This is a genomic window from Nocardioides sp. NPDC006273, from assembly GCF_040613495.1.
In the GTDB taxonomy this organism is placed as follows: domain Bacteria; phylum Actinomycetota; class Actinomycetes; order Propionibacteriales; family Nocardioidaceae; genus Nocardioides.
In genome coordinates, this window is the sequence record NZ_JBEXSD010000012.1 from 56,809 (window position 1) to 81,891 (window position 25,083).

Here is a 25,083-nt window from a genome sequence, read left to right on the forward strand (position 1 = left end):
TGGCGGGCATCGCGTGAGTCGGCATCGGTATTGGCCGTGGGCTGTGACTGTCGTCACGATTGAGGGATGAACTCACCTGCGAAGAAGTCCCCACCGAGCTCGACGCTGAGCCGTCGTCGGCTCGTCCAAGCAGCAACCGCCGCCCCGCTCGTCGGCGCCGCGAGCGGTCTCACCACCGCCGGCCTCACCTCGTCCGCCGCAGCCGCGACGGCGGCCTCCGCCGAGGGTGTCCGCGACGCGATGCTCCGCGCGGCGACCTACATGGACGAGACGGTCTCCTACGAGGGTGCCTACGTCTGGAGCTACCGCCCCGACATGTCGCTGACCTGGGGTGAGATGGAGGCTCGGCGCACCATGTGCTGGGTCCAGCCGCCAGGCACGCCGACCGTCGGTCACGCCCTGCTCGACGCGTACGTCGCGACGGGGGAGAAGCGGTTCCTGGACGCCGCCCGCCGCACCGGCCGGGCTCTCGTCCGCGCCCAGCGTCCCGAGGGCGGCTGGAACTACATCCACGACTTCGCCGGCCCGAAGTCGCTGAAGCGCTGGTACAAGTCGATCGGGATCAACGGCTGGCGCCTGGAGGAGTTCCAGCACCTCTACGACAACTCCACCTTCGACGACGCCGCCACCTCGACCGCCGGCCAGCTGATCCTGCGTCTCCACCTGCTCGACCCGCGCGACCGGGGCTTCAAGCGGTCGCTGAACAAGGTGATCGACTTCATCACCGACGCCCAGATCAGCGGTGGCGTGGGCGACGGCGGCTGGCCGCAGCGCTGGCCGGTCGACCCGAAGGCGACGACCGAGATGCCGTGGCCGAAGAAGCTGCCGTCCTGGCTCCCGAAGGACGCCCGCCAGGGGATGGTCGACGGTGACTACACCCAGCACGTCACGTTCAACGACAACGTCCTCGGCGAGAACATCAAGCTCATGCTGATGTGCGTCGTCTCGCTCGGCCGTGACGATCTGGTCGAGCCCGTGCGCCGGGCCATGGAGTGCGTGCGCCGCATGCAGCAGCCCGCGCCCCAGGCAGGCTGGGGTCTCCAGCACCTCGCCGAGGACATGGACGGGCGCCCGGCCGGCGCGGTCGCCGCAGGCCGCTCCTACGAGCCGCGTGCGCTGGCCACCCACACCACGCAGACCAACGTCGAGCAGCTGTTCACCTACTTCCAGCTCACCGGCGACCGCTCCTTCCTCGACGGCGTCCCGGCCGCGCTGGACTGGCTGGCCGGCTGCCGGCTGACCGAGCAGCAGCGGGCGGAGAACCCGCTGATCGCGAGCCGGACCCACCCCACGTTCGTCGAGCCCGGGACCAACCGGGCGCTGTTCGTGCACCGGTTCGGCTCCAACATCGTCAACGGCGCGTACTACTACGACTACGACCACCGCGACACGCTCAGCCACTACTCCGGCGGTCGCTCGGTGGCGGAGGCGCGGCTGCGTGCCGAGTACGACCGGCTGCGGGCGCTGTCGGATGCCGAGGTCGCCGACCTGGTGGACCGCTCCCCGCTGACTCCGGGGGACCCCTACGAGCTGCCGCCGTTCTTCTCGCTGCACGACCTGGGCCTGCTCGAGCTGCTGCGCGGCACCTCGCACGAGGTCAGCCGGCCCGGCGACGCCGAGGTGGCGCGAGTGGTCACCGATCTCGGCGAGAAGGGCTACTGGCTCTCTGCGGCCGACGCGATCACCAACCCGTTCCGTGGCCCGGGGAGCAAGCACCCCTACGACGGGAAGGCCTACATGAGCAAGCACGTCGGGGACACCTTCGACACCTCGCCCTATCCCGCCGGCAACCCGCCGGCGGTGCCGCCCTACCAGCCGACCGAGGCGCCCCAGCTGATCAACACCGAGACGTTCGTCGAGAACCTCGGCACGCTGATCCGCGCGTCCGCTTCCTGACCGGCTGAGCAAAGAGAACGGGTGGCCCGGCGATCGCCGGGCCACCCGTTCCCCATGGGGCCTGTTGGATCTTGCTACTTCTGCTGGTGCTCCCCGAGTGGCGTGAAGCAGAACTTGCCGCCCGCCAGCCGTTCCTCGGGCCCCTGCGGGCCGTCGTCGATCGCGTCACCGAGCAGCTCCGCGGCGAAGATCTCGGAGTCGTCCTGCGGGTGGTAGCCGATCGCCTCGCCGGCCTCCAGCGACCACCAGTTGCGGGTGTTGCGGGAGATGCCCCACACCACCCGGTAACCGGGCTCGGGAGTGGACAGGCACGCCTCGAGGAGACGGGCACCGTCGGCGGGTGACATCCAGGTCCACAGCGATCGGCGGTCCCACGGCTTCTCGAAGCACGAGCCGATCCGCAGCACGGTCACGTCGATGCCGTAGCGGTCGTGGAAGAGGCTCCCGAGGGCCTCCAGTGCGACCTTGCTGACCCCGTAGTAGGTGTCGGGGCGAGGGAAGACATCCGCCGGAAGTCCGCCCTCCGGTGCGTTCTCGAGGTCGTAGAAGCCGGCCGCGTGGTTGCTCGAGGCCAGGACCACGCGACGGACCCCGGCGTCCCGGGCGGTCTCGAGGACCACCCGGGTGCCGTCGATGTTGGCCGAGAGGATGTCGGCCCAGGGGGCCTCGACGCTGATGCCACCCAGGTGGATGATCGCGTCCACGCCCTCGCAAGCGGCGCGCATCGCCGCCTCGTCGGTCACCGACGCCTCGATGACCTCGACGGCCTCGCCCTCAGCGGCGGGCTCGGGACGTACGATGTCGAGGAGGCGAAGCACCCGGCCCTCGCGGGCGAGGCGCGGGCGCATGAGCCGCCCGACGACGCCGTTGGCGCCGGTGATGAGTACGGTCTCGGACATGGTTCCTTCCGGTTGGGTCGAACGGTGAGGGATCAGGCGGAGCGGAGCTCGTCGACGGCGTCGAGGTACTCGCCGAGCTTGGCGCCGTGCTTCTCGATGACCGACTTGGTCGCCTCGCGCCAGGGGGCGATGTCGGCGATCTCGTTGATCTTGACCCCTTCGCCGCGCAGCTTCTCGAGGTCGGTCTCGACCTGAGCCTCCCACTTCTCGCGCTGGAACGGGGCGGCCTCGGTGGCAGCCTTCTGGAGCGCCTCCTGGTCCTCGGAGGAGAGCCCGTCGAAGGTGTCCTTGTTGATGAGGAGCACCTCGGCGACGCGCATGTGCCGGTCGAGGGTGTAGTTCGGCGCGACCTCGTAGTGGGAGGCGGAGAGGTAGGACGGCTCGTTGTTCTCGGCGCCGTCCAGCAGCCCGCTCTGCAGCGAGCTGTAGACCTCGCCGTAGGCCATCGGGGTGGGGGAGCCGCCGAGGGCGTTGATGAAGTCGATCTGCACCTGCGACTCCTGGACCCGGATCTTGAGTCCCTTGACGTCCGTCGGGGCGAGGATCGGCTTCTTCGTGGTGTAGAAGCTGCGGGCGCCGGGGTCGAAGTAGCCCAGGCCCTTGAAGCCGGCACTCTCCGTCTCGCTGAGCAGCTTCTTGCCGCTCTCGCTCTCCAGGAAGCGCCACAGGTGGTCGGCGTCGTCGAAGAGGTACGGCAGGCTGAAGAGCCCCATCGCCGGCACGAACTCGCCCATCGGGGCGGAGCTGATCCGGGTCATCTCGATCGAGCCCATCTGCACCTGCTCGATGGCGTCGGACTCCTCGCCCAGCTGGGCGTTGGGGTAGACCTGGATCTTGATCCGGCCGTCGGTGTACTTCTCGGCCAGCTCGGCGAACTTCTTGTCGCCCAGCGTGGTCGGGTAGTCCTCGGGGTGGGTCTCGGCCAGCTTGAAGGTCTTCGAGCCGCCGCCTCCACCGCTGCCGGCGAGAGATCCGCCGCCACACGCGCTGAGGGCGAGGCCGCCGGCGACGGCCGCGGCGCCGAAGGCACCGGCTTTGAACAGGGAGCGCCGGGCGACCGGCTTGGGGGAGGCGGTGTTCATGGTTGGTTCCTTTCGAGGGGGTGACTACTGTCCGAGCGCATCGGGGAGGGCCAGGGAGAAGAACGGGACGAAGGTGATCAGCATCAGGACGACGAGCAACGGGATCAGGAAGAGACCGACCGTCCTGATCACCTTCTCGATGGACGTACGTCCGATGGCGCAGCCGACGAAGAGGACGTTGCCGACCGGCGGGGTGATGAGGCCGATGGCCAGGTTGAGGACCAGCATGATCCCGAACTGGACCGGGTCCATGCCGAGGCCGGTGGCGACCGGCAGCAGGATCGGCGTCATGATCACGATCAGTGGCGCCATGTCCATGATCGCGCCGAGCGCGAGCAGCAGCAGGTTGATCAGCAGCAGCACGACGACGACGTTGCTGGAGATGCCGAGCAGGGCGTCGGTGGCCAGCGCCGGCACCTGCAGGAAGGCCAGGAAGTAGCCGAAGGCGCCGGCCGCCGCGATGATGAACAACACCACCCCGAGGGTGCGCAGGGCGCTCTGCAGGATCGGGACCATCGCCTTGAGGGGAAGGTCGCGGTAGACGAAGAAGGTCAGGACGAAGGCGTACAGGCAGGCGATCGCCGCCGACTCGGTCGCGGTGAAGATGCCGCTGAGGATCCCGCCCAGGATGATCACCGGCATGAGCAGGCTGAGCAGCCCGTCGCTGATGATCTTGGGGACGTCCTTGAGGGGGACCAGCTCCTCCTTCGGGTAGCCACGCTTGACCGCCAGGATGTACGCCAGGGTCATCAGTGCCGTGCCGAGCAGGATGCCCGGGACGATGCCGGCGGTGAACAGGGCGCCGATGGAGACGCCGCCTGCGGCCATCGAGTAGATGATCAGGTTGTGGCTCGGCGGGATCATGACCGCCTGGGTGGCGCCCGCGACGGTGACCGCGACCGCGTAGTCGGTGTCGTAGCCGCGCTTCTTCATCATCGGGATGGTCACCGAGCCGATCGCGGAGACGTCCGCGACCGAGGAGCCGGACAGGGCCCCGAAGAAGGTGCTGGCGCCGATGTTGACCATCCCGAGACCGCCGCGCACCCAGCCGACCAGCAGGCCGGCGAAGGCGATCAGACGACGCGAGATGCCGCCGGCGCCCATGATCTCGCCGCCGAGGATGAAGAAGGGGATGGCGAGCAGGGCGAACGTGTCGAGGCCGGCGACCATCCGCTGGCCGACGGTGGTCAGTGGAAGCCCGAGATAGAGCGCTTCGAAGAGGGCGGCCAGGGCGAGCGCCAGAGCGACCGGGACGCGGAGGACGACGAGGACGGCGAAGCCGCCCAGAAGGATGGTGATGGCAAGCGGATCGATAGGCATGATGGGGGCTCTCTCGGCTCTCGGCGGCTCAGTCGAGCTCGGCTGCGTCGCCGGCCTCGACGTAGCGCTTGGTGCTCACGCCGAAGGCCTGGAGGACGGTGTAGAGGATGACCATGGCGCCGGCGACCGGCATCATGAGGTAGGAGACGCTGCGGGGGAGACCCGTGCCGGGCAGCGTGGCCATCCGGGCGTCGATGACGAACTGGGTGCCCTGGACGACCAGGAAGAGACCGAACCCGATCAACAGCACCTGGATGCCCCGGTCGATCACCGCCTGGAGCATCGCCGGGAACTTGTCCACCAGGAAGGTGACCGCGATGTGGGCGCCTTCGCGAAAGCCGATCGCGGCACCGAGGAAGCCGATCCAGACCAGCAGGATCCGCGCGCTCTCCTCGCTCCAGGTGGGGGAGCTGCTCAGCAGCTCTCGGCTGAACACCTGCCAGAGCACGATCAGCACCGTGGCGATCAGGCACAGGATGCAGAACACCTCGAAGACCGTGTCGACCGCGCGCCAGGTGCGCGTGAAGCCAGATTTCTCATGTGGCACAGCGTTCTCGTTGTCTACGTTCATTCCGACAGTCCGTCCTCGTCGCGGCGGTGGTGGGGAACCTCGGTCGCCTCGGCGAGCAGGTGCTGCCTGTCCGAGCCCGCCAGGCCGAGGTGGTAGAGGTGGATCTGGTCGATCCCGGCATCGACCAGCGCCCGCACATGGCCGCCGAAGGCGTCCTCGGTGGTGGGCGGGAGAACGGTGACGTACGCAGCGGCCGCTGCCTTTCCGGAGAGCGACTCGACGAGCCGGCGTCCGGTCTCCACCGCGGCCTCGGTGGTCGGCCAGCAGAAGGAGACGACCAGGTCGACGTCGTCGGGCGTGGTCGGGGTCAGGCCCGGGCTGGCTCCGGTGGCCCACGGGTCGGGCTGGGCGTGCACCGCGATCTCGACGACGTCGGGAGCGGCCTCGCGTACGGCGGCGATCACCCGGTGGCGGAGCTCGTCGGCCGCGGCGTGGCGGGAGGCGAGGATGGTGTCGAGGGTCTCGGCGTCCACGGTGGCGTCGGCGGCGTCAGCGCCGGTCGCGGCACGCAGGGCCGCAACGGTGGCGTCGGCGTCGAGCCCGCGGCCGGCCCAGTCCTCGCGGCAGCCGGCGCAGCAGCAGATCGAGAGCAGCTGCTGCGTGGCGGCGTCGTAGGCGCCGTCGGTCTTCTCGTGGTGTCCGCCGTGGCCGAAGCCGAGCTGGCCGCACGCCTCCAGGATGACCGTGGAGGTCGCAGTGTCGCGGACGGCCTCGGCGGCCAGGGTCTCCGCGTAGCGGCGGACGTCCTCGTGGCGGGCGCAGAGCGCGTAGGGGTAGGGCTCGCCCCAGCAGTTGACGACCGCGAGGTCGGGGTTGGCCTCACCGAGGCGGCTGGAATGGGTCAGCACGATCCAGGCGGCGACCTCGAACCCGGCGTCGGTCAGGATGGCGCTCGCCTCGCCGTAGGGGTCCTCCGCGGCGACCCAGGTCGCCGGGGGCGGCACCAGCCGGGCGCCGTCCCACGCCTCGGCGCGCACCGGGCGATAGAGCGCCGCGCTGCGGGCCTCGACGAACCGGTGCTCGGGGTGGAGCGGGGTCGCGGCGCGAGTGGTGTGGTAGGCCGCGGCGAGGGCGACCTTCGAGACTCCGAGACTCCGGGCGCGGTCGGCGAACGAAGGATCGCCGATCACGTCCCAGGGGTAGGCATAGCCGACGACCGGTACCGGCTGTACAGCCTCGGTCTCGCCTGCTTGGATCTGTGTCACCGGTGTCTGCTCCTGGCTCGTGGTTCTGTGACTGGGCCCACCTGTGGCCCTGGTCACAGGAGACTGTCAGGATTAGCGATTCGTGTCCAAGCCACATATCGCATTAGGCGATACTGTGAAGGTATTGCTGACGCGGTCACCAGCGCGCTGTGTTCGGCGTGAAGGCGGGGTCGATCGAACGCATGTAGACGGTGTCCTCCCGGCGGCGTACGCCGCAGCCGAGGTACTGCTCGTGCAGCTCGCCGAGCAGGTCACGGTCGAGCTCGACACCAAGGCCCGGCCCCGTCGGCACTGCGACCGCGCCGTCGTCGAAGTCGAGCACCCCGGGGCGTACGACGTCCTGGGTCTTCCACGGGTAGTGGGTGTCGCAGGCATAGGTCAGGTTGGGGGTCGCGGCGGCCAGCTGGACCATCGCGGCCAGCGAGACGCCGAGATGGGAGTTGCTGTGCATCGACAGGCCCATCCCGAAGGTGTCGGTGATGCCGCCCAGCAGCGCCGAGCGGCGTAGCCCGCCCCATAGATGGTGGTCGGAGAGCACGATCTGGACCGCGTCGGCAGCGATCGCCGGTCTGAGATGCTCGAAGGCGATCACGCACATGTTGGTGGCCAGGGGTACGTCGGTGCGTGCCGCGACCTGTGCCATCGCCTCGATGCCGGGGGTGGGGTCCTCGAGATACTCCACGACGCCCGCCAGCCGCTCGGCGACCCTCACCGAGGTCTCCGGTGTCCAGGCGCCGTTGGGATCCAGGCGCAGCGGCAGGTCCGGGAAGGCATCGCGCAGCGCCTCGATCGCAGCGCACTCGTCCTCGGGCGGGAGCACCCCGCCCTTGAGCTTGAGCGAGCCGAAACCCCAGCCGTCGACCATCCGTCTCGCCTGGGTGACGATCTGCTCGGGGTTGAGCGCTTCGCCCCAGTCATCGTCTGGCATGCCCGGGTGGCCGGCCCACTTGTAGAAGAGGTAGCCGCTGAACGGCACCCGGTCGCGCACGGCGCCGCCGAGCAGATCGCTCACCGGTCTGCCGGCCTCGCGCGCGACCAGGTCGAGGCAGGCGACCTCGAAGGGGGAGTAGACGGTGTCGACCGCGGAGGAGACGTCGAGCATGCCGCCGAAAGAGGCGCCGGCCCCGCCGGTCTCCTTGCCGAGCACGTCGACGACGAGCCGGCGCAGGGCGTTGGTGTCGTAGGGATCGGAGCCGGGGAGCGCCTGGGCGACGGCGTCGAGCCGGGCGAGGTGGGTCTCGTCGGCGTACGTCTCCCCGAGGCCGAGCAGGCCGGTGTCGGTGTGGAGCTCGACGATCGCGCGCAGCGCCCACGGCTGGTGGACGCCGACCACGTTGAGCAGTGGTGGGTCGGCGAACGCGACCGGCGTGACGACGACCTTGGAGATACGGCTGGTGCTTGGCCCACTCATGCGGTGGGCTTGACCGCGAGAACCGGTACGCCGGCGTCGAGCAGGATGCGCTGGGCGTCGCTGCCCAGCAGGGCCTTGCCGACAGGGGAGCGGCGGCGCAGGCCGATCACGATCAGCCGGGCCCCGGTCGATGCGACCAGCGCGTCGAAGGTCTCCACGACGTCCGCGCCGTGCGTGGTGTGGTCGACGCGGGCGGTCACACCGGCCTCGGCGGCGCGGGCGACGAGTTCCGCGGCGGTGGTCTCGTCGACGAGGTCGGCATCCACGGTGGCACCGCGGCGCGGGCTGTTGACGATCACGGCGTCGTCGCCGCGTGCGGCCGCCTCGGCCAGGCCGGCCTCGAGGGCCGCCTCACCTACCGGGGTGGGTACGTAGCCGATCAGGATGGTCATGGTGTGCCTCTCTCAGCGGGTCGGGGTGTCGACGTCGTCGCGTTCGGCCGGAGCCGGGGTGACGGTGGCGGCCTTGCGGCGGGTCAGGAGCGCCTTCGCGGCCGGCCAGAGCGCGACCAGGACGAAGGCCGCCAGGATGGTGCCCGAGATCGGCCGGGTGAAGAAGCCGGTCGGGTCGCCGTCGAAGATCAGCATCGAGCGGCGGAAGCCGTCCTCCACGATCGAGCCGAGGACGAAGGCGAGCACCATCGGGCCGGGCTCGAAGCCGACCTTCTTCATCAGGTAGCCGATCAGACCGAAGACGATCATCACGAAGATGTCGAAGGTGGAGTTGTTGATCGTGTAGACGCCCAGGATGGTGATCAGCGCGGTGATCGGGGCCAGGATCGCCGGGCGCACCCGCAGGATGCGGACGAAGATACCCACCAGCGGGATGCTCAGGATCAGCAGGATCAGGTTGCCGATGTACATCGAGTTGATGACGCCCCAGAACAGGTCGGGGCGCTCCTCGACCAGCTGCGGACCGGGCGAGATGCCGAGGATCAGCAGGGCGCCGAAGAGCATCGCCATCGAGGCGTTGGCCGGGATGCCGAGGGTCAGCAGCGGGATGAACGAGGAGGTCGCGGCGGCGTTGTTGGCCGTCTCGGGGGCCGCGACGCCCTCGATGGCGCCACGGCCGAAGCGCTCGGGGTGCTTGGAGATGCGCTTCTCCGCGGCGTACGCGGCCAGGGAGGACATCACGGCGCCGCCACCGGGCAGCACGCCCAGGACGAAGCCGATCAGCGAGCCGCGGCCGATGGCGCCGGAGGACTGCTTGATGTCCTTGCGGGAGGGCCAGATGTTGGTGACGACGGCGGGGACGTGGGGCTTCCCGTGCCGCTCCTCGAGGTTGTAGAGGATCTCGCCGACACCGAAGAGGCCCATCGCGACGACCACGAAGTCGATGCCCTCGGTCAGCTGCAGGCTGCCGAAGGTGAAGCGCTCGGCGCCGCTGAAGCTGTCCCGGCCGACCGTGGCCAGCAGCAGACCGAGCGCGGCGGCGATCATCGCCTTGAGCTTGTTGCCGTTGCCGATGGTGGCGACCAGCAGGACGCCCAGGAGGGCGAGCGCGGCGTACTCCGGGTCACCGAAGTTGAGCGCCCAGCCGGCGATCAGCGGAGCCACCAGGGTCAGGCCGAGGATCGAGACGGTCGCGCCCACGAAGGAGCCGATCGCGGCGATGCCGAGGGCCGTCCCGGCCTTGCCCTGCTTGGCGAGGGCGAAGCCGTCGAAGACGGTGACGACCGATGAGGCCTCGCCCGGTAGTCGGAGCAGGACCGAGGTGATCGTGCCGCCGTACTGGGCGCCGTAGTAGATGCCGGCCAGCATGATGATCGCGGAGACCGGGTCGATGCTGTAGGTGATCGGCAGCAGAATGGCGATCGTGGCCGCCGGCCCGAGGCCGGGGAGTACGCCGATCAGCATGCCGATGAGCACGCCGATCAGGCAGTAGAGCAGGTTCTGCGGTTCGGTGACGAGCGCGAAGCCGTCGAGAAAGGCGTTGACGTCCATCAGGCCATGTCTCCTGAAGACACGGCGGCCACGAGCGGCGTTTCGGGCCGATCTGGCAAGGCGTCCGCTGCGAAGGCATCCTGGAGGCTGTCGAGCGGCGGCAACGCAGCCAGATCGGATGCGAAACGTCGCGTAGTGGGCGTGGACTCAGGAGACATGGCCTTAGGGCTCCGCTCAGAACAGGTGGGGCAGCGGGATGCGCAGCCCGTAGAGGAACAGGAAGTAGAACGCGGCGACCGTGATACCTGCGGTGATGATCGTGCTGCGCCAGGTCTCGCCGCCGAGGAATCTCAGCCACACGACGCACAGCAGCAGCGACGGGATCTCGAAGCCGATCACGGGCATCAGCATGGCCAGCAAGATGAAGGTGACCAGGCCGACCGCGGGGAGCGCGCTGGAGCGGGTGAACTTCTCGCTGTCGTTCAGCCCACGGCCGACGACGAGCAGCGCCGCCGCCATCAGGGCGATGGCGACGCTGACCACGAACGGCCACATGCCGGGGCCGGGCTGACGCAGCGAGCCCATGCCGTAGCCGTAGGAGAGGACGGCGCCGCCGATACCGACGACGAGAGCGACGAGCGCCCCGACCACCTGGTATGTCGGCCCGCCGGAAGGAGGTCGCTCCTCCTCCAGGTCGTGGGCCACCTCGGCCTGAATCTCATCCAGGATGTCCTGGTCAGAAGCTGGGGTACGTTCGTCGCTCATCGTCATGCCTTCGTCGTGTGTTCTGCCGGGCCGGGTGCTGCTCAGCCCTGACCGAGGTCGAGACCGTACTGCTCGACCAGGTCGGCGAAGCGCTTCTTGTCCTCGTCGAGCTGGGCCACCACCTCGTCGCCGGAGATCTCCATCGGGGTGAGGCTGTTCTGCTTGTTGAAGGCCTGGTACTCCTCGGTCTTGAACGTCGCCTGCATCGCTTCGGCGATGGTGTCCTTGACGTCGTCCGGGGTGCCCTTCGGGACGGTCATGAAGCGGTACTGCGCGACCTCGACGTCGAGGCCCTGCTCCTTGGCGGTCGGGACCTCCGGAAGGTACTCCACCCGCTCCGGACCGAAGACGCTGAGCGGGGTCAGCTTCCCGGACTCGATGTTCTCGATCGCCTCACCGACCTGGATGCAGGCGGTGTCGACCTGGTTGCCGAGCACCGCGGTCAGGGCCGGCGCGCCGCCGTCGAACGGCACGGCCTCGGCGTCGATGTCGGCAGAGGCGTAGGTCAGGCCGCAGGAGAGCTGGGCGCCGGTGCCGACGCCGGTGGTGGCGTAGGTGACCTTCGTCTTCGCGGCCTTGATGTCGTCGAGCGACTTGAAGCCGCTCTTCGGGCCGGTGACCATGACGTAGTCGTCGCGGGAGACGCCCTGGACCACGTCGAAGTCGGCGAGATCGGTGACCTCGTCCTCGCTGACCGCCAGCGGCGTGATGGCGAACAGCGAGGCGTTCTGGATGGCGATGGTCTTGCCGTCGGCCTTGGCCTTCGCCACCTTGTTGGCGGCGAGCGCGCCGTTGGCGCCTTCCTGGTTGATCACCGGGAAGGAGGCGCCGAGCTCGTCGGAGAGGCCTTTGGAGACCGCGCGGCTGATCAGGTCGCTGGACCCACCGGCCGAGGCGCCGACGTACATCTCGACGGTGCCGGCGGGATACTCCTCGCCGTCACCGCTGCCACCGGTCGTGTTCGAGACGCCACAGGCGGAGAGGGCCAGGGCCGCGACGCCGGCAGTCGCGGCGAGAAGGTGGTTGGTCGTACGCATCGTTGCTCCTAGGTCCGAGTGGTCGGGCCGGTTGGCGCAATACGGTGGCCCGAGGTCGTGTGATCACCGACACTAAGAGCCCTGGCGATACCGGTCCAAGCCCGTTTCGGCATAGAGTGTTCCACTTGGTGCATCGTGGTCTACCCTGGCGAAATGATCACCCTCGACCAGGTGCGTTCTTTCGTCGCGGTCGCCGAGGAGCTCCACTTCGGCAGGGCGGCCGAGCGGCTCCGGATGACCCAGCCCCCGTTGTCGCGACAGATCCAGAAGCTGGAGAAGTCGGTCGGCGCGCAGCTGCTCGAGCGGGACAACCGCCGGGTCGCCCTGACCGGCGCCGGCGCGGCCTTTCTCGACGAGGCCTACCGGATGCTCAACCTCGTCGAGAGCGCCGGTGACCTGGCCCGTCGCGTCGACGCGGGTGCCGCCGGTGTGGTCCGGCTCGGCTTCACCGCGGTCTCGGCCATCTCGATCCTGGGCCCCCTGCTGCGCCGCCTCACCGTCGAGGTCCCGGACGTCGAGGTGCGGCTCTCCGAGCGGGTCACGCTCGCCCAGGTGGACGGCATCCGCCACGGTGAGATCGACATCGGCCTGGCCCGCCCGCCCTTCGACACCGAGCTGCTCTCCTCGCGAGTCATCTCCCGGGAGCCCTTGATGGCCGTGCTGCCACAAGGACACCGGCTGGCCGAGCTGGACCGACCGCTCACCCCGCAGGACTTCGAAGGCGAGCCCGTCATCGGCTACCACCCCCAGCAGTCGCGCTACTTCCACGAGCTCTCCGTACGCTTCCTCGCCAACGCCCACCCCCGCATCGAGCAGCGCGTCCACCAGGTCCTCACCGCCATGCTCCTGGTCTCCGCCGATCGTGGCGTCGGCTTCGTCCCGGTCTCGGCCAGCTCGCTGCACGTCGAAGGCGTCGTCTTCCGCCCCATCGAGCACGGCGGCGGCGACACTCGCTTGGACAAGGACCCCGAGCGTCCGGTCGAGCTGCATGCGATCTGGGCGCGGGGGTCTGTCAGTCCGGTCGTACGGCGGGTTCTTGATGCGATCATCGAGATGAATCGGTAGGGCTGGGGCTTTCCGTGAGGGCTTCGGGGCTGGTCGTTCTTGTTGGGTTGGAGCCGCCGACCCGTTATGGATGGTGTTCACGCCGGATCCCGGAGTCAAGGACGGCCTTCGGCCGCCGGCTTCGCCGGCCGCTTCGCGGTCCTTGACACCGTGATCCGGCGAGAAATTTGGCTGGCTATCGGGTCGGCGGCGGGGTATGGCGCAGCGAGATTGGGGTGCGCACGGGCTTGGGGACCGGGGTTGGCCGGTCCTGCCAGGGAGGGTCTGCGGGGGTGCTGCGCTAGACGATGACACCTCGTGAATCGTTCACAAGGTGGCCGCCCCTATGGCTTGGCGAAGACCATGAAGTCGTCGGCTATGACAGAGGGTCGACCTCGTGAAACCCTTCACAAGGCCGGCCGGTGGGCCGGGGAGGCCGCAGCGCGGTCAGACGCGGCGGGTGAACCGGATCCGTCCATCCGGGAGGCGCTCATAGTCGTAGTTGGGGTCGTGGATCCGACGATGATCACTCGAACACAACAGCACCATGTTGGCTAGATCGGTTCGGCCGCCTGCCGACCACGGTTTCAGATGATGGGCTTCGGTCCAGGCCGCTGGTGCGTCGCAGTCTTCTGCTTGGCAGCACTTGTCCCGCAGTCGGAGTGCACGGTGTTGGACCGGATGTGCCAGGCGGATGCTGCGGCCGAAGTCGAGGATCTCCGAGCCTGTCCCCAGCACGACCGGGATCAGGTCGGCGTTGCAAGCCATCCGGCGGGCCTCAGCAGCACTGATCTGCTCCCCGTCGAACCCCAACGCGGCGGTGCCGAGGTCCTTGCGGAGGTCCTTCACGTTCATGGTGATGAACACCGTGGTGGCGTGGCCACCATGACGGGGCAGCTGGTCCACGTCATAGGTCTCAACGATCCGAGCGAAGGCTTGGCCCAGCAGCCGGTCATACGGTGCTTTACGCCCACGGTCCTCCGATGACAGTTTCCGGGGCTGCGCCAACGAGTCCAGGATGGTCCGAAGCCTCATCCCGACCGCGTTCGAGACACGGGCGTGAATGTCTACGGTCCCATCACCGTTGGTACGAGACGTGAAGAACGTACGCCGCTGGGCGCGTTCTTCCTCGCGCTGCAGGGCTTTGGCCTCGGCCGCCTCGAACCGTTCGGGGTCGACCTCGGTCAGGATCCGCTTCCCGATGTTCTTGAGGTCGTCGGCGGTCATCTGGGTGGCGTAGTCGACCAGCAGTTTCTCCGCGAGAATCAGGTCCTCAGCAGTGGCGACCGGGTCGGCCTCGACCGCCTCGAGCGCCTTGACGATCACCCGGGCTTTGTCCTGGGACACCACACCCTCAGCCAGGCCCGCGGCGACGAGCTCGTACCTCGCGAGCCCGGCGGCGAGCTTCACCTCGGCGCGACCGATCTTCTTGTCGACCAACAGCTCGGCCAGCATCCACCCCGAGACATCCTTCGCGCCGGTCTCCTCAGCGATGTCACCGGAGACAGCGAGGACGCCGAGCTTCAGCGCGGCCTGCTTGGCCTGGATGATCTCCAAACGCCTCAACCGGTCCTTCTTCTCCGCAGTGCGCCAGTAGGCGGGGTCCCTGGCGAGCAGGGTGTCGAGGGAGGATTCGAGGGCGGCGAGCTCTGCGTCGATCGGGTCCTGAGGGTTGGTGCCCCAGTGGTTGATCTCGGGTTCGAGACTCATCGCCGCCCCTCCTCTCCCGTGTTCAGAGGCGTGTCATGATGGGTCTGATTCTACTCCACCAGGCGACGCGAATCTACCTATCTTGGCAGGTCAAACCCTGTTTTCGCGGTGAGCGAACGGCCTCGGACCTGTGGATGGTAAGTGGCCCGAAGGGCCAGCGTCCCGCCCCATCAACACCACCATTCCGAAGCAAGAATGCGCTGCGCCACACCCGGGCCGCCGCCCCGATAGCCAGCCAAATCTTTTCTCGACGTGGTCCGGTGTCAAGGACCGCGATAGCGGCCGGCGTAGCCGGCGGCCGAAGGCCGTCCTTGACTCCGGGGCATGTCGAGAAGATCCTCGAAGAAGGGTCGGCGGCCCACGCCAGCCTTCGGGTGGGACGTTCCGGCAGGGGGTCTCGACAGGCTCGACCACCGGGGGCGGGGGGTCTCGACAGGCTCGACCACCGGGGGCGGGGGGTCTCGACAGGCTCGACCACCGGGGGCAGGGGGTCTCGACAGGCTCGACCACCGGGGGCAGGGGGTCTCGACAGGCTCGACCACCGGGGGCAGGCGGTCTCGACAAGCTCGACCACCGAAGCGACTGTGTTGGTCTCGACACGCCTCCGCCTAGCGGCTCCGGCGGCTCGACCAGCGGGGACAGGGAGGTCTCGACCAGCGGGGATGAGGTCTCGACCAGTGGGGATGTGGTCTCGACGAACTCACACCCACCCCCGCGATGCCCCACGCGCATCAAGAGATTCAAATTCGGGCTTGGACAGGCATCGCCGAAGGTTCATAACGTGATGGGCACCACTTCTGCCTCACAACCCCTGAAGGACGTGACTCGTGACCGAGTACAGCCCGACCGACCTGGCCGCCCAGCTCAAGAGCGGGCTTCTCTCGTTCCCGGTCACTCACTTCAACGATGACCTGCAGTTCGACGAAGAGAACTATCGCAAGCACTTGAGCTGGCTGGCCGAGTACCCCGTCGCAGGCCTCTTCGCGGCCGGAGGGACAGGGGAGGGCTTCTCGTTGACCCCGGAGGAGACCGACCGGGTCGTACGCGCGGCCGTTGACGAGGTCGCCGGTGCGGTTCCGGTCTTGGCGCCCGCGACGGGCAGCACCTCCAACGCCATCGCGCAGGCGAAGGCGGCGGAGGCGGCGGGGGCCGACGGTCTGCTGTTGATGCCGCCCTACCTCACCGAGGCGGGTCAGGACGGCCTTGTCGAGCACGCCAGCCGTGTCTGTGAGGCCACCGGTCTCGGCGTGATCGTCTACAGCCGCGCCAACGCGGTCCTGCACGACAAGGCCGTCGCGCAGCTCGCCGACCGCAACCCCACGCTGATCGGCTTCAAGGACGGCGTCGGCAACATCGAGCAGATGACCCGCACCTACGCCCGGGTCGGCGACCGGCTCACCTACATCGGTGGCCTTCCGACGGCAGAGACCTTCGCGCTGCCGCTGCTCCAGCTCGGCGTGAGCACCTACTCCTCGGCGCTGTTCAACTTCGCGCCGAAGTGGGCGATCGAGTTCTACGACGCCGTACGCGCCCAGGACCGCGACGAGGTCTACCGTCGTCTCAACGAGTTCGTGATCCCCTACCTCGACATTCGCGACCGCACGGCAGGCTATGCCGTGTCGATCGTCAAGGGTGGCCTGGCCGCGATCGGCCGACCGGCCGGCCCGGTCCGACCGCCGCTGACCGACCTGCGCGAGGAAGAGGTCGCCGAGCTGCGCGACCTCGTCGCCCGAATCTCCTGACGCCGACCTCCCTAGAACCGACCCGATAGGAAGGGACCATGAGCTACCGCTCGATCATCGCCGGAGCCGACTCCGAGCAGCCCGACGTCACCACCGCCACCACCGCCGCAGCCGAGGCGTTCGCCGGCTACCGCGCGACCACCCCCGAGGCACGCGCGGACTTCCTCGAGGCCGTCGCCGACGAGATCGAGGCGTCCCGCCCCGAGATCGTCGAGGCCGCGGTCGCCGAATCGCACCTCCCCGAGGGCCGGATCAGCGGCGAGGTCGGCCGCACCACCGGCCAGCTCCGGATGTTCGCCGGCGTCGTGCGGCGCGGTGACCACCTCGGCGTACGAATCGATCCGGCGCTCCCCGACCGGACCCCGCTCCCGCGCGCCGACATCCGTCAGCGCCAGATCCCGCTGGGCCCGGTGGCGGTCTTCGGCGCCAGCAACTTCCCGCTCGCCTTCTCGACCGCCGGCGGCGACACCGCCTCGGCGCTCGCCGCAGGCTGCCCGGTGGTCGTGAAGGGCCACCCGGCGCACCCGCTGACCGGCTACCTGGTCGCCCAGGCCGTCACCCGGGCCGTCCAGAAGGCCGGCCTGCCGGCCGGCACCTTCTCCTACCTCCTCTCCACCGACTTCAAGGCCGGCATCGAGCTCGGCCAGGCCCTGGTCGTCGACCCGCGGATCAAGGCCGTCGGCTTCACCGGATCCCGCGGTGGTGGGCTCGCGATCGCCGCGGCCGCGGCGGCCAGGCCTGAGCCGATCCCGGTCTACGCCGAGATGTCCTCGATCAACCCCGTCGTCGTCCTCCCCGGCGCCCTCGACGGTGACGTCGAGGCACTCGCCAAGGCCTACGTCGGCTCGCTCACCCTCGGCGCCGGCCAGTTCTGCACCAACCCCGGCCTGCTCTTCCTCCCGAAGAACGAGGCCGGCGACGCCTTCCTGGCCGCAGCCGGCCGCGCCACGGCCGAGGCCGTCGGCGCCACCATGCTGACCTCCGGCATCGCAAACGCCTACGAGAAGGGCATCGCGACGCTCCGCGCCACCGACGGCGTCACCGTCGTCGGCGAGGGCAAGGCAGGCGCGGAGTGCGCCCCCGCACCCCAGATCGTCGAGGCCGCCCGCCTCGACGGTGTGACCGACGAGATCTTCGGTGCCTCCGGCGTCGTGGTCCGCTACGACTCCGTCGACGAGCTGCTGCCCAGCCTGAGCTCCCTCGAGGGCCAGCTGACCGCGACGGTCCACGCCACCGATGCCGACGACGAGGCCGCCGCCCAGGTCGTCTCCGCGCTCGAGCTGAAGGTCGGCCGGATCCTCTTCAACGGCTGGCCCACCGGCGTCGAGGTCGGTCACGCGATGGTCCACGGCGGCCCGTTCCCGGCCACCTCCGACTCCCGCACCACCTCGGTCGGCAGCCTCGCGATCGAGCGCTTCCAGCGTCCGGTCGCCTACCAGGACGTCCCCGCGGCCCTCCTCCCGGAGGCCGTACGCGACGACAACCCGTGGCACCTCGCCCGCCGGATCGACGGCGAGCTGCAGCTGCCATGACCAGCGCTGTGCCCACCATGGGGCCAACGATCGCCAAGATCGAGGTCGTCCCCGTCGCAGGTCATGACTCGATGCTGCTCAACCTCAGCGGCGCGCACGCGCCGACCTTCTGCCGCAACATCGCGATCCTCACCGACTCCGAGGGCCGCGAGGGTGTCGGCGAGGTCCCCGGCGGCGAGCCGATCCGACGCACCATCGAGGAGGCCGCCGAGCTGCTCGTGGGGCAGCCCGTGACCCGCTACCGCAGCCTGCTTCGGCAGGTCGCGGAGCGGTTCGCCGACCGCGACGCCGGCGGCCGCGGAGCCCAGACGTTCGACCTGCGTACGACCGTCCACGCCGTCACCGCACTGGAGTCCGCGCTCCTCGATCTCGCAGGTCAGGCGCAGGGTGTGCCGGTCGCCGAGCTGCTCGGCGACGGCCAGCAGCGAGACAGCGTCCCGATGCTCGGCTACCTCTTCTACGTCGGCGACCCCGACAAGACCGACCTGCCCTACCTGCGGGAGTCTGACGCCGCCGACGACTGGGACCGCATCAGGAGAGAGGTCGCGCTGACCCCCGAGGCGGTCGTACGCCTCGCCGAGGCCGCCCAGGCCCGCTACGGCTTCACCGACTTCAAGCTCAAGGGCGGCGTCCTCCCCGGCGAGGAGGAGGTCGCCGCGGTGACCGCCCTCCACGAGCGCTTCCCCGACGCCCGGATCACCCTCGACCCCAACGGCGGCTGGCTGCTCGCCGACGCGGTCCGGCTGCTGAAGGGCAAGGACGACGTGCTCGCGTACGCCGAGGACCCCTGCGGCGCCGAGGGCGGCTACTCGGGCCGCGAGATCATGGCCGAGTTCAAGCGCGCCACCGGGCTGCGTACGGCGACCAACATGATCGCCACCGACTGGCGTCAGATGGCGCACGCGATCCGTACGAACGCCGTCGACATCCCGCTGGCCGACCCGCACTTCTGGACCATGTCCGGCTCCGTCCGCGTCGCCCAGCTGTGCCATGACTTCGGGCTGACCTGGGGCTCCCACTCCAACAACCACTTCGACGTCTCGCTGGCGATGTTCACCCACGTCGGCGCCGCGGCGCCGGGGGAGATCACCGCGCTGGACACCCACTGGATCTGGCAGGACGGCCAGGGGCTGACCGAGTCGCCCCTGGAGATCCGCGACGGTGCCATCGAGGTCCCGACGGCCCCCGGCCTCGGGATCCGGCTCGACCGCGAGCGGGTCGCGGCCGCGCACGAGCTCTACCTCGAGCACGGCCTCGGCGTGCGCGACGACGGCGTCGCCATGCAGTACCTGGTGCCGGGGTGGACCTTCGACCCCAAGCGCCCCTGCCTGGTCCGATGAACGCGGAGGCTGCGCGAGTGTCGGCCCGGTGAGCGCCGAGCTCGCCTGGCTCCTGCTCGCCGGTATCGGCGCCGGACTGACCGGCTCGGTGGCCGGTCTGGCCTCGCTGGTCAGCTACCCCTCCCTGCTGGCCGCGGGCTTGCCGCCGGTCGTCGCCAACGTCACCAACACCGTGGCGATGTTCGGCGTCACCGGCGGCACCATCGCGGGCTCACGACGCGAGCTCCGCGGCCAGGGCAGAAGGATCGCCTGGCTGGGTCTGGCTTCGTTCCTGCGGTCGGCGCGGCTCTGCTGCTCACCACGCCGGCAGAGGCCTTCGAGGCGATCGTGCCCTGGCTCGTCGGCGGCGGTGCAATCCTTCTGCTGCTCCGTGACCGGATCAGGGGATGGGCTGCTGCTGCAAGGGCGTCTCGACAAGCTCGACCACCGATCGACGCCCTACCGCCGGACGGTGCAGGCAGGCGTACGTTGGCGCGCGGCTTCGGCTGGGGCGTCATCGTCTTCGTGCTCGGCATCTACGGCGGCTACTTCGGCGCGGGTGTCGGCATCATCGCGCTGGCCGTGCTCGTGCTCGAGCGAACCGAGGCGCTCGCGATCACCAACGCCGTCAAGAACGTCGCGACCGGCGTCGCCAACGGCACCGCGGCGATCGCGTACGTCTTCTTCGCTTCCGTCGACTGGCCTGCAGCGATCGCCCTCGGGCTGGGGGCGGTGATCGGCGGCTTCCTGGGGCCCGGGATCGTCCGCGTCGCGCCCGAGCGCCCCCTGCGCTGGCTGGTCGGCCTCGCCGGGCTCGGTCTCGCGCTGCACCTGGCGACCAGCTAGCGCGCGGGTGGCAGAGATCAGCCGCTGGTCGAGCCGATCTTGCGCAGCACCACGTTGCTGTGCCCGTCGGGGCCGTCCTTGACCACGCGCAGGAAGTAGGGCTGGTCCGGGTTGTTATTGGGGTCGAAGGACCAGTTCCCGCGTGGGCTGGCGATGGTGCCGACCGACCCGAGGGAATCGGCGATCTCGTTACGGTCGAGATCGTCGGAGAGCGCGAGAGCCTTGTCGAGTGCAGCCGCCGCGTCATAGGCCTGCACCGCGTAGACCGTCGGAGTGGCGTCGTACGCCTCGCGGTAGTCCAGCACGAAGGCGGCGTTGGCCAGCGAGTCGACCGCGGCGCTGTAGTGCAGCGCGGTCCGCACCCCGGTGGCGGCGCCGGCCAACGTGGTCAGGACGTCGCCCTCGGTGAGGAAGCCGGGACCGTAGAGCGGGATCCTCCGAGACACGCGGGACTCGCGGTAGGCCCGCACGAACGCCTCAGCCTGCTTCCCGGCATAGGCGGCGTAGATGGCGTCCGCCCCCGACTTCGCGGCCTCGTTGAGAAGGCCGGACCACTCCCGGGACGCGCCGGACGACGTGTATCCCTGGCCCGAGATGGTCCCGCCCGACGCCTCGACGGCGATCATGAAGCTGTCGGCGAGCTCGTGCCCGGTCGCGTCGTCGGAGGCGATGACGTACGCCGAGCCCCGGTCGGTGTCCACGGCGACCGCCTTCCCGAGCGAGCCGCCGAGTCCTGCGTTGGTCGAGGACGTCCGCCACAGATAGTCGGAGCCGTCGGCGAACCGGTCGGCTCCGGCGCCGGTCACGATCAGCGGCGTCTCGTTGGCGGTCGCGACGGACTTGGCCGCGAGCGCCGTCTCCGAGCCGACCAGCCCGACGACCGCATGGACCTCGTCCTCCTCGATCAGCCTGGCGACCGCGGCGACCCCGGTCTGCACGTGGTCGCCCTCGTCGGCCTCGACGACGTCGACCAGCCTGCCGCCGAGCTGCCCGTCGTGCTGGTCGAGGTAGAGGTCGAAGCCGCGGGTCATGTCGGTGCCGATCGACTCGTGCGCCCCGGACGCCGGAACCACCAGGCCGATCGAGACCTTCGACTCCGAGCTCGAGGCGCACCCGGCGAGGCCGAAGGTGAGCGACGAGACGGTCGCGAGAACGAACAGCTGCCGGTTGGCCGATCCGGTCACGGGAGACTCCATCTGTGGGAGGACGTGGAGCAGATTTCGAGTAGCCGAACACTGCCACACACCACGGCCTGACAGCGAGCAATTCGTCGCGATGTCCGCAAGTGGGTAGTCTCGCCCTGCCAGTCGTACTCCATGCCTGATGGGGTCAGGGAACCCGGTGCAAGTCCGGGACTGACGCGCAGCGGTGAGGATGACGGGCGGGGCACGCTCTTCTTCGGGGGAGGGCAGCCACTGGAGCCTGGCTCCGGGAAGGCGCTCCGCTCCGATCGATTCCGAGTCCGAAGACCTGCTGGCTCTGGTGGCGCCCGCCGCCAGGTCACCACGTGCCCCGCGCAAGGGCACATGACGCAGAGCAGGTGTCCCGATGACGCGAGTCCGAACCGACCGGTGCCCGGGAGTCGGCCGTCCGTGGCCGGCTGAGGACGGCCTGCTGGTCCGGCTGCGTCTGATCGGCGGGTCCGTCTCGTCGTCGGCGTTGCTCTCGCTGATCGCTGTCGCCGAGACCTACGGCGACGGCAACATCTACCTCACCGGCCGCGCGAACCTGCAGGTCCGGGGCCTGCCTGCGGTCGACGGAGCGCTCCCGGGCGAGGTGCTCACCGCGCTGAAGGCGACCGGTCTGGTGCCGGCGCAGACCCACGAGCTCGTACGCAACGTGATGGTCTCCCCGCAGACCGGAGTCGCCGGGGGTCGGGCCGACCTGCGCGGCGTCGCCGCGTCGCTGGACCGGCTGCTGTGCGGCTCCTCCCGCCTGACGGCGCTCCCGGGCCGGTTCCTCTTCGTGCTCGACGACGGTCGCGGCGACCTGGTCTCGCGCGAGTGCGACCTCGGCCTGGTCGCGCTGTCCGCCACCGAGGTTCAGCTCCGGGTCGGCGAGACGTGGGGGCCCGTCGTACCGCTCGTCGAGGCCGCGTCCCGGCTCGCCGCGCTCGCCTCGCGCTTCCTGGACGTACGTGGTGAGGGACCGTCCGCGGCCTGGCACGTCTCCGAGCTCGACTCGCCGCTGACCGATCCGGTCGCGGCTGACGCTCGGGTGCCCGTCGCGGCCGAGGAGCTCGACTTCGGCCAGGTGCCCGGTGGTGAGCACGTGGCCGCCACCGACGGGGTCCTCGACCGGACCGCGATCGAGGGGCTCGCGAAGCGGGCTCCGGCCGTCGTGGTGACGCCGTGGCACGGCGTGTTCGTACCCTCGCCGCAGCTGCGCCCCACCCGGCGCTACGACTACATCGACCAGGGCCCGGCGATCTACGTCGACTCCTTCGCGACCATCCGGCGAGAGGCCGACCTCTCCGCGGTGCCGGCCGACGCCGAGCGCCTCGCGGTGCGGATGATCCACGGCAGCGGGCAGGTCGATCTCGCCTCCGACCTGGTCATCCACCCCGATCTGGTGAAGGCCGCGCGGGGTGCGCTGGAGGCTGGCGCCCCGATCCTGTGCGACGCGACCATGGTCGCGACCGGGGTCACCCGCAGCCGGCTGCCCCGCGACAACGAGGTGCTCTGCATGCTCGGCGACGACCGGGTCCCGGGGCTCGCCCGGGAGTGGGGGACGACCCGCACCGCAGCCGCGCTGTCGATGTGGGAGCCCTACCTGGAGGGTGCCGTCGTCGCCATCGGCAACGCCCCGACGGCGCTCTTCCACCTGCTCGAGATGATCCTCGACGGCGGTCCGCGGCCGGCCGCCGTCGTCGGCTGCCCGGTCGGCTTCATCGGCGCCGCCGAGTCCAAGGAGGCGCTGGCCGCCTTCGCTGACGAGCACGGGATCGACATCCCGTTCGTCACCGTCCGCGGCCGCCGCGGCGGCTCCGCGATGACCTCGTCCGCCCTCAACGCACTCGCCCAGGAGCAGGAATGACTGGCTCGACAGGAACTCCGGCGGGCGTACGCGGGAAGTTCAGCGTCGTCGGCATCGGCCCGGGCGACCCCGAGCTGATCACCCTCAAGGCCGCCCGGCTGATCGGCGCGGCGCCGGTGGTCGCCTACCACGCCGGCGTGCGCAAGCAGTCCCACGCCCGCCGGATCGCGTCCTCGCTGATCCCCGCCGACGCGATCGAGGAGGAGCTGCGCTACCCGGTCACGACCGGGACCACCTCGCACCCGGGCGGCTACGTCGGAGCGATGGCCGAGTTCTACGAGTCCTGCGCGGTCCGGCTCTCGGCTCATCTCGACGCCGGCCGCGACGTGGTCCTGCTCGCCGAGGGCGACCCGCTCTTCTACGGCTCCTCGATGTATCTCCACGACCGGTTCAAGGAGATCTACGAGACCTCGGTCGTGCCCGGGGTGCCCGCCTTCGCGGCCGCCACCGCCGCCGTGTCGACGCCGCTGGTGCGCCAGACCGACGTCCTCACCGTCCTGCCCGGCACCCTGCCCGAGCCCGAGCTCGCCCGGCGCCTCGCCGACACCGAGGCCGCCATCATCATGAAGCTCGGCCGCACCTTCCCCGCGGTCCGCTCCGCGCTCGCGGCTGCCGGGCGGCTGGACGGCGCCTGGTACGTCGAGCGTGCCTCGCAGCCCGAGGAGCGCTGGCTACCGGTCGCCGACGTCGACCCGTCCTCGGTTCCCTACTTCTCCCTCATCGTCGTCCCCGGCGACACCGCCCCGACCTCCGCCCGTCGAGCCGCTACCCCCGTCGGTCGAGCCGCGAGCGCTAGCGAGCGTGTCGAGACCAACACAGTCCCCTCTGCGCTCGAATCGACCCTGTTGGTCTCGACACGCCTTCGCCTAGGGGCTCCGGCGGCTCGACCAGCCGGTGCCGGGGCGGCGGCCGAGTCTGCCGAGTCTGTCGAGGCGACGCGCGGGGGCGTCTCGACAGACCCGGTCTCCGGGGAGGTGCTCGTCGTCGGGCTCGGTCCGGGACCGGATGGGTGGCTGACCCCCGAGGTCTCAGCCGCGCTGGCCGAGGTCGGCCACGTCGTCGGCTACGCGCCCTACGTCAACCGGGTGCCCCAGCGCGAGGGCCTGCAGCGGCATGCCTCGGGCAACACGGTCGAGGTCGACCGGGCCCGGCACGCGCTGGACCTGGCGAAGGCGGGGGAGAGGGTGGCCGTCGTCTCCGGCGGCGACGCCGGGGTCTTCGGGATGGCGTCGGCCGTCTTCGAGGCCGCCGAGGATGCGGCCTATGCCGACGTACGCATCCGGGTGCTACCCGGCGTCAGCGCCGTCCAGGCAGTGGCCGCGCGCGCAGGAGCTCCGGTCGGGGCCGACTTCGCGGTGATGTCGCTCTCCGACCGGCTCAAGCCGTGGCCGGTCGTCGAGGAGCGGCTGCGCGCCGTGGCCGCCGCCGACCTCGTACTGGCCATCTACAACCCGGCCTCGCGCTCGCGCACCGAGCAGATCGGCACCGCCCGCGACGTACTCCTGGAGCACCGCAAGCCCGACACCGTCGTGGTCGTCGGCCGCGACGTCGGGCGGGCCGAGGAGTCGCTGACCGTGACCACCCTCGGCGAGCTCGACCCGGCCTCGATCGACATGAAGTGCCTGGTCATCGTGGGCGCGAGCTCGACGCGGGCGACCGCGGCCGGGCAGGTCTGGACGCCGAGGTACGTACGGTGAGGGGCTGCACCTTCGTCAAGGTATGCAGCCCAAGGGACACATCCCTTGCGGAGCTCCGCGAGGGAAGCGGTCGCTTCTCTGCATACCG

20 protein-coding genes, 1 pseudogene and 1 riboswitch are annotated in these 25,083 nt (G+C 69.9%); of the genes and pseudogenes, 9 read left to right on the forward strand and 12 right to left on the reverse strand.

Annotated features, from left to right (window positions below):
• Positions 1-66 precede the first annotated feature (66 nt).
• Complete coding sequence (locus ABZZ22_RS07725) at positions 67-1,896, forward strand: pectate lyase (RefSeq protein ID WP_354928818.1); 1,830 nt, start codon at positions 67-69, stop codon at positions 1,894-1,896.
• 74 nt (positions 1,897-1,970) lie between these two features.
• Here the strand turns inward: ABZZ22_RS07725 and ABZZ22_RS07730 are convergent, their stop codons facing one another.
• The 10 genes from ABZZ22_RS07730 to ABZZ22_RS07775 all read right to left on the reverse strand — a co-directional run bounded on the left by ABZZ22_RS07730 (position 1,971) and on the right by ABZZ22_RS07775 (position 12,069).
• Positions 1,971-2,795, reverse strand: coding sequence for an NAD(P)-dependent oxidoreductase (locus tag ABZZ22_RS07730; RefSeq protein ID WP_354928821.1), 825 nt, complete (start codon positions 2,793-2,795; stop codon positions 1,971-1,973).
• Positions 2,796-2,827: 32 nt separating this feature from the next.
• Positions 2,828-3,877, reverse strand: coding sequence for a TRAP transporter substrate-binding protein (locus tag ABZZ22_RS07735; RefSeq protein ID WP_354928824.1), 1,050 nt, complete (start codon positions 3,875-3,877; stop codon positions 2,828-2,830).
• Positions 3,878-3,901: 24 nt separating this feature from the next.
• Positions 3,902-5,197 (reverse strand): TRAP transporter large permease, encoded by a 1,296-nt coding sequence (locus tag ABZZ22_RS07740; RefSeq protein WP_354928827.1) that lies wholly within the window; start codon positions 5,195-5,197, stop codon positions 3,902-3,904.
• Positions 5,198-5,225: 28 nt separating this feature from the next.
• On the reverse strand, positions 5,226-5,744 hold the full coding sequence (locus ABZZ22_RS07745; RefSeq protein ID WP_354928830.1) for a TRAP transporter small permease: 519 nt from the start codon (positions 5,742-5,744) through the stop codon (positions 5,226-5,228).
• 20 nt (positions 5,745-5,764) lie between these two features.
• Positions 5,765-6,973, reverse strand: coding sequence for a hypothetical protein (locus tag ABZZ22_RS07750; RefSeq protein ID WP_354928833.1), 1,209 nt, complete (start codon positions 6,971-6,973; stop codon positions 5,765-5,767).
• A gap of 136 nt (positions 6,974-7,109) precedes the next feature.
• Positions 7,110-8,384, reverse strand: a complete 1,275-nt coding sequence (locus ABZZ22_RS07755; protein WP_354928836.1) for a glucarate dehydratase family protein — start codon at positions 8,382-8,384, stop codon at positions 7,110-7,112.
• Complete coding sequence (locus tag ABZZ22_RS07760; RefSeq protein ID WP_354928839.1) at positions 8,381-8,776, reverse strand: universal stress protein; 396 nt, start codon at positions 8,774-8,776, stop codon at positions 8,381-8,383. Before ABZZ22_RS07760 ends, ABZZ22_RS07755 begins: the two co-directional genes overlap by 4 nt.
• Positions 8,777-8,788: 12 nt before the next feature.
• Positions 8,789-10,327, reverse strand: a complete 1,539-nt coding sequence (locus ABZZ22_RS07765; protein ID WP_354928842.1) for a tripartite tricarboxylate transporter permease — start codon at positions 10,325-10,327, stop codon at positions 8,789-8,791.
• Positions 10,328-10,501: 174 nt separating this feature from the next.
• A complete protein-coding gene (locus ABZZ22_RS07770) occupies positions 10,502-11,032 on the reverse strand; it encodes a tripartite tricarboxylate transporter TctB family protein (protein WP_354928845.1) in 531 nt (176 codons plus the stop codon).
• A gap of 41 nt (positions 11,033-11,073) precedes the next feature.
• Positions 11,074-12,069, reverse strand: a complete 996-nt coding sequence (locus ABZZ22_RS07775) for a tripartite tricarboxylate transporter substrate binding protein (RefSeq protein ID WP_354928848.1) — start codon at positions 12,067-12,069, stop codon at positions 11,074-11,076.
• 153 nt (positions 12,070-12,222) lie between these two features.
• On the opposite strand from ABZZ22_RS07775, the gene ABZZ22_RS07780 reads away from it, so the two are divergent.
• Positions 12,223-13,134 carry a LysR family transcriptional regulator gene (locus ABZZ22_RS07780; protein WP_354928851.1) on the forward strand — a complete coding sequence of 304 codons (912 nt, stop codon included), beginning with the start codon at positions 12,223-12,225 and terminating at the stop codon, positions 13,132-13,134.
• Positions 13,135-13,560: 426 nt separating this feature from the next.
• Here the strand turns inward: ABZZ22_RS07780 and ABZZ22_RS07785 are convergent, their stop codons facing one another.
• Positions 13,561-14,823 (reverse strand): DUF222 domain-containing protein, encoded by a 1,263-nt coding sequence (locus tag ABZZ22_RS07785; protein WP_354928854.1) that lies wholly within the window; start codon positions 14,821-14,823, stop codon positions 13,561-13,563.
• 827 nt (positions 14,824-15,650) lie between these two features.
• Here ABZZ22_RS07785 and kdgD point away from each other — a divergent pair.
• The 4 genes from kdgD to ABZZ22_RS07805 all read left to right on the forward strand — a co-directional run bounded on the left by kdgD (position 15,651) and on the right by ABZZ22_RS07805 (position 20,262).
• Positions 15,651-16,565, forward strand: a complete 915-nt coding sequence (gene kdgD, locus ABZZ22_RS07790; RefSeq protein ID WP_354928857.1) for a 5-dehydro-4-deoxyglucarate dehydratase — start codon at positions 15,651-15,653, stop codon at positions 16,563-16,565.
• A 38-nt stretch (positions 16,566-16,603) separates the two neighbouring features.
• Positions 16,604-18,097, forward strand: a complete 1,494-nt coding sequence (locus ABZZ22_RS07795; protein WP_354928860.1) for an aldehyde dehydrogenase (NADP(+)) — start codon at positions 16,604-16,606, stop codon at positions 18,095-18,097.
• On the forward strand, positions 18,094-19,437 hold the full coding sequence (locus tag ABZZ22_RS07800; protein WP_354928863.1) for an enolase C-terminal domain-like protein: 1,344 nt from the start codon (positions 18,094-18,096) through the stop codon (positions 19,435-19,437). The genes ABZZ22_RS07795 and ABZZ22_RS07800 overlap by 4 nt, the downstream gene beginning before the upstream one ends.
• Positions 19,438-19,764: 327 nt before the next feature.
• Complete coding sequence (locus ABZZ22_RS07805) at positions 19,765-20,262, forward strand: sulfite exporter TauE/SafE family protein (protein WP_354928866.1); 498 nt, start codon at positions 19,765-19,767, stop codon at positions 20,260-20,262.
• A gap of 17 nt (positions 20,263-20,279) precedes the next feature.
• Here ABZZ22_RS07805 and ABZZ22_RS07810 read toward each other — a convergent pair whose 3' ends face one another.
• Positions 20,280-21,446 (reverse strand): ABC transporter substrate-binding protein, encoded by a 1,167-nt coding sequence (locus ABZZ22_RS07810; protein ID WP_354928869.1) that lies wholly within the window; start codon positions 21,444-21,446, stop codon positions 20,280-20,282.
• A gap of 103 nt (positions 21,447-21,549) precedes the next feature.
• A riboswitch (cobalamin riboswitch) is annotated at positions 21,550-21,755 on the forward strand.
• A gap of 55 nt (positions 21,756-21,810) precedes the next feature.
• Here ABZZ22_RS07810 and ABZZ22_RS07815 point away from each other — a divergent pair.
• From ABZZ22_RS07815 to cobJ, 3 genes and pseudogenes are all read left to right on the forward strand, one after another.
• Positions 21,811-22,002, forward strand: a pseudogene (locus tag ABZZ22_RS07815) (nitrite reductase); the annotation flags it as partial.
• A gap of 642 nt (positions 22,003-22,644) precedes the next feature.
• Complete coding sequence (locus ABZZ22_RS07820) at positions 22,645-23,298, forward strand: precorrin-8X methylmutase (protein ID WP_354928919.1); 654 nt, start codon at positions 22,645-22,647, stop codon at positions 23,296-23,298.
• Positions 23,295-24,995: a precorrin-3B C(17)-methyltransferase gene (cobJ, locus tag ABZZ22_RS07825; protein ID WP_354928872.1), complete on the forward strand. Its 1,701-nt coding sequence runs from the start codon at positions 23,295-23,297 to the stop codon at positions 24,993-24,995. Before ABZZ22_RS07820 ends, cobJ begins: the two co-directional genes overlap by 4 nt.
• Positions 24,996-25,083 lie beyond the last annotated feature (88 nt).

What these genes read in the sequence shown, in the direction of transcription:
- ABZZ22_RS07730 (WP_354928821.1), bottom strand. Translation starts at nt 2,795, where the DNA reads ATGTCCGAGACCGTACTCATCACCGGCGCCAACGGCGTCGTCGGGCGG.
- ABZZ22_RS07795 (WP_354928860.1), top strand. Translation starts at nt 16,604, where the DNA reads ATGAGCTACCGCTCGATCATCGCCGGAGCCGACTCCGAGCAGCCCGAC.
- cobJ (WP_354928872.1), top strand. Translation starts at nt 23,295, where the DNA reads ATGACTGGCTCGACAGGAACTCCGGCGGGCGTACGCGGGAAGTTCAGC.
- ABZZ22_RS07780 (WP_354928851.1), top strand. Translation starts at nt 12,223, where the DNA reads ATGATCACCCTCGACCAGGTGCGTTCTTTCGTCGCGGTCGCCGAGGAG.
- ABZZ22_RS07770 (WP_354928845.1), bottom strand. Translation starts at nt 11,032, where the DNA reads ATGAGCGACGAACGTACCCCAGCTTCTGACCAGGACATCCTGGATGAG.
- ABZZ22_RS07755 (WP_354928836.1), bottom strand. Translation starts at nt 8,384, where the DNA reads ATGAGTGGGCCAAGCACCAGCCGTATCTCCAAGGTCGTCGTCACGCCG.
- ABZZ22_RS07740 (WP_354928827.1), bottom strand. Translation starts at nt 5,197, where the DNA reads ATGCCTATCGATCCGCTTGCCATCACCATCCTTCTGGGCGGCTTCGCC.
- ABZZ22_RS07725 (WP_354928818.1), top strand. Translation starts at nt 67, where the DNA reads ATGAACTCACCTGCGAAGAAGTCCCCACCGAGCTCGACGCTGAGCCGT.
- ABZZ22_RS07785 (WP_354928854.1), bottom strand. Translation starts at nt 14,823, where the DNA reads ATGAGTCTCGAACCCGAGATCAACCACTGGGGCACCAACCCTCAGGAC.
- ABZZ22_RS07760 (WP_354928839.1), bottom strand. Translation starts at nt 8,776, where the DNA reads ATGACCATCCTGATCGGCTACGTACCCACCCCGGTAGGTGAGGCGGCC.
- ABZZ22_RS07735 (WP_354928824.1), bottom strand. Translation starts at nt 3,877, where the DNA reads ATGAACACCGCCTCCCCCAAGCCGGTCGCCCGGCGCTCCCTGTTCAAA.
- ABZZ22_RS07800 (WP_354928863.1), top strand. Translation starts at nt 18,094, where the DNA reads ATGACCAGCGCTGTGCCCACCATGGGGCCAACGATCGCCAAGATCGAG.
- ABZZ22_RS07775 (WP_354928848.1), bottom strand. Translation starts at nt 12,069, where the DNA reads ATGCGTACGACCAACCACCTTCTCGCCGCGACTGCCGGCGTCGCGGCC.
- ABZZ22_RS07765 (WP_354928842.1), bottom strand. Translation starts at nt 10,327, where the DNA reads ATGGACGTCAACGCCTTTCTCGACGGCTTCGCGCTCGTCACCGAACCG.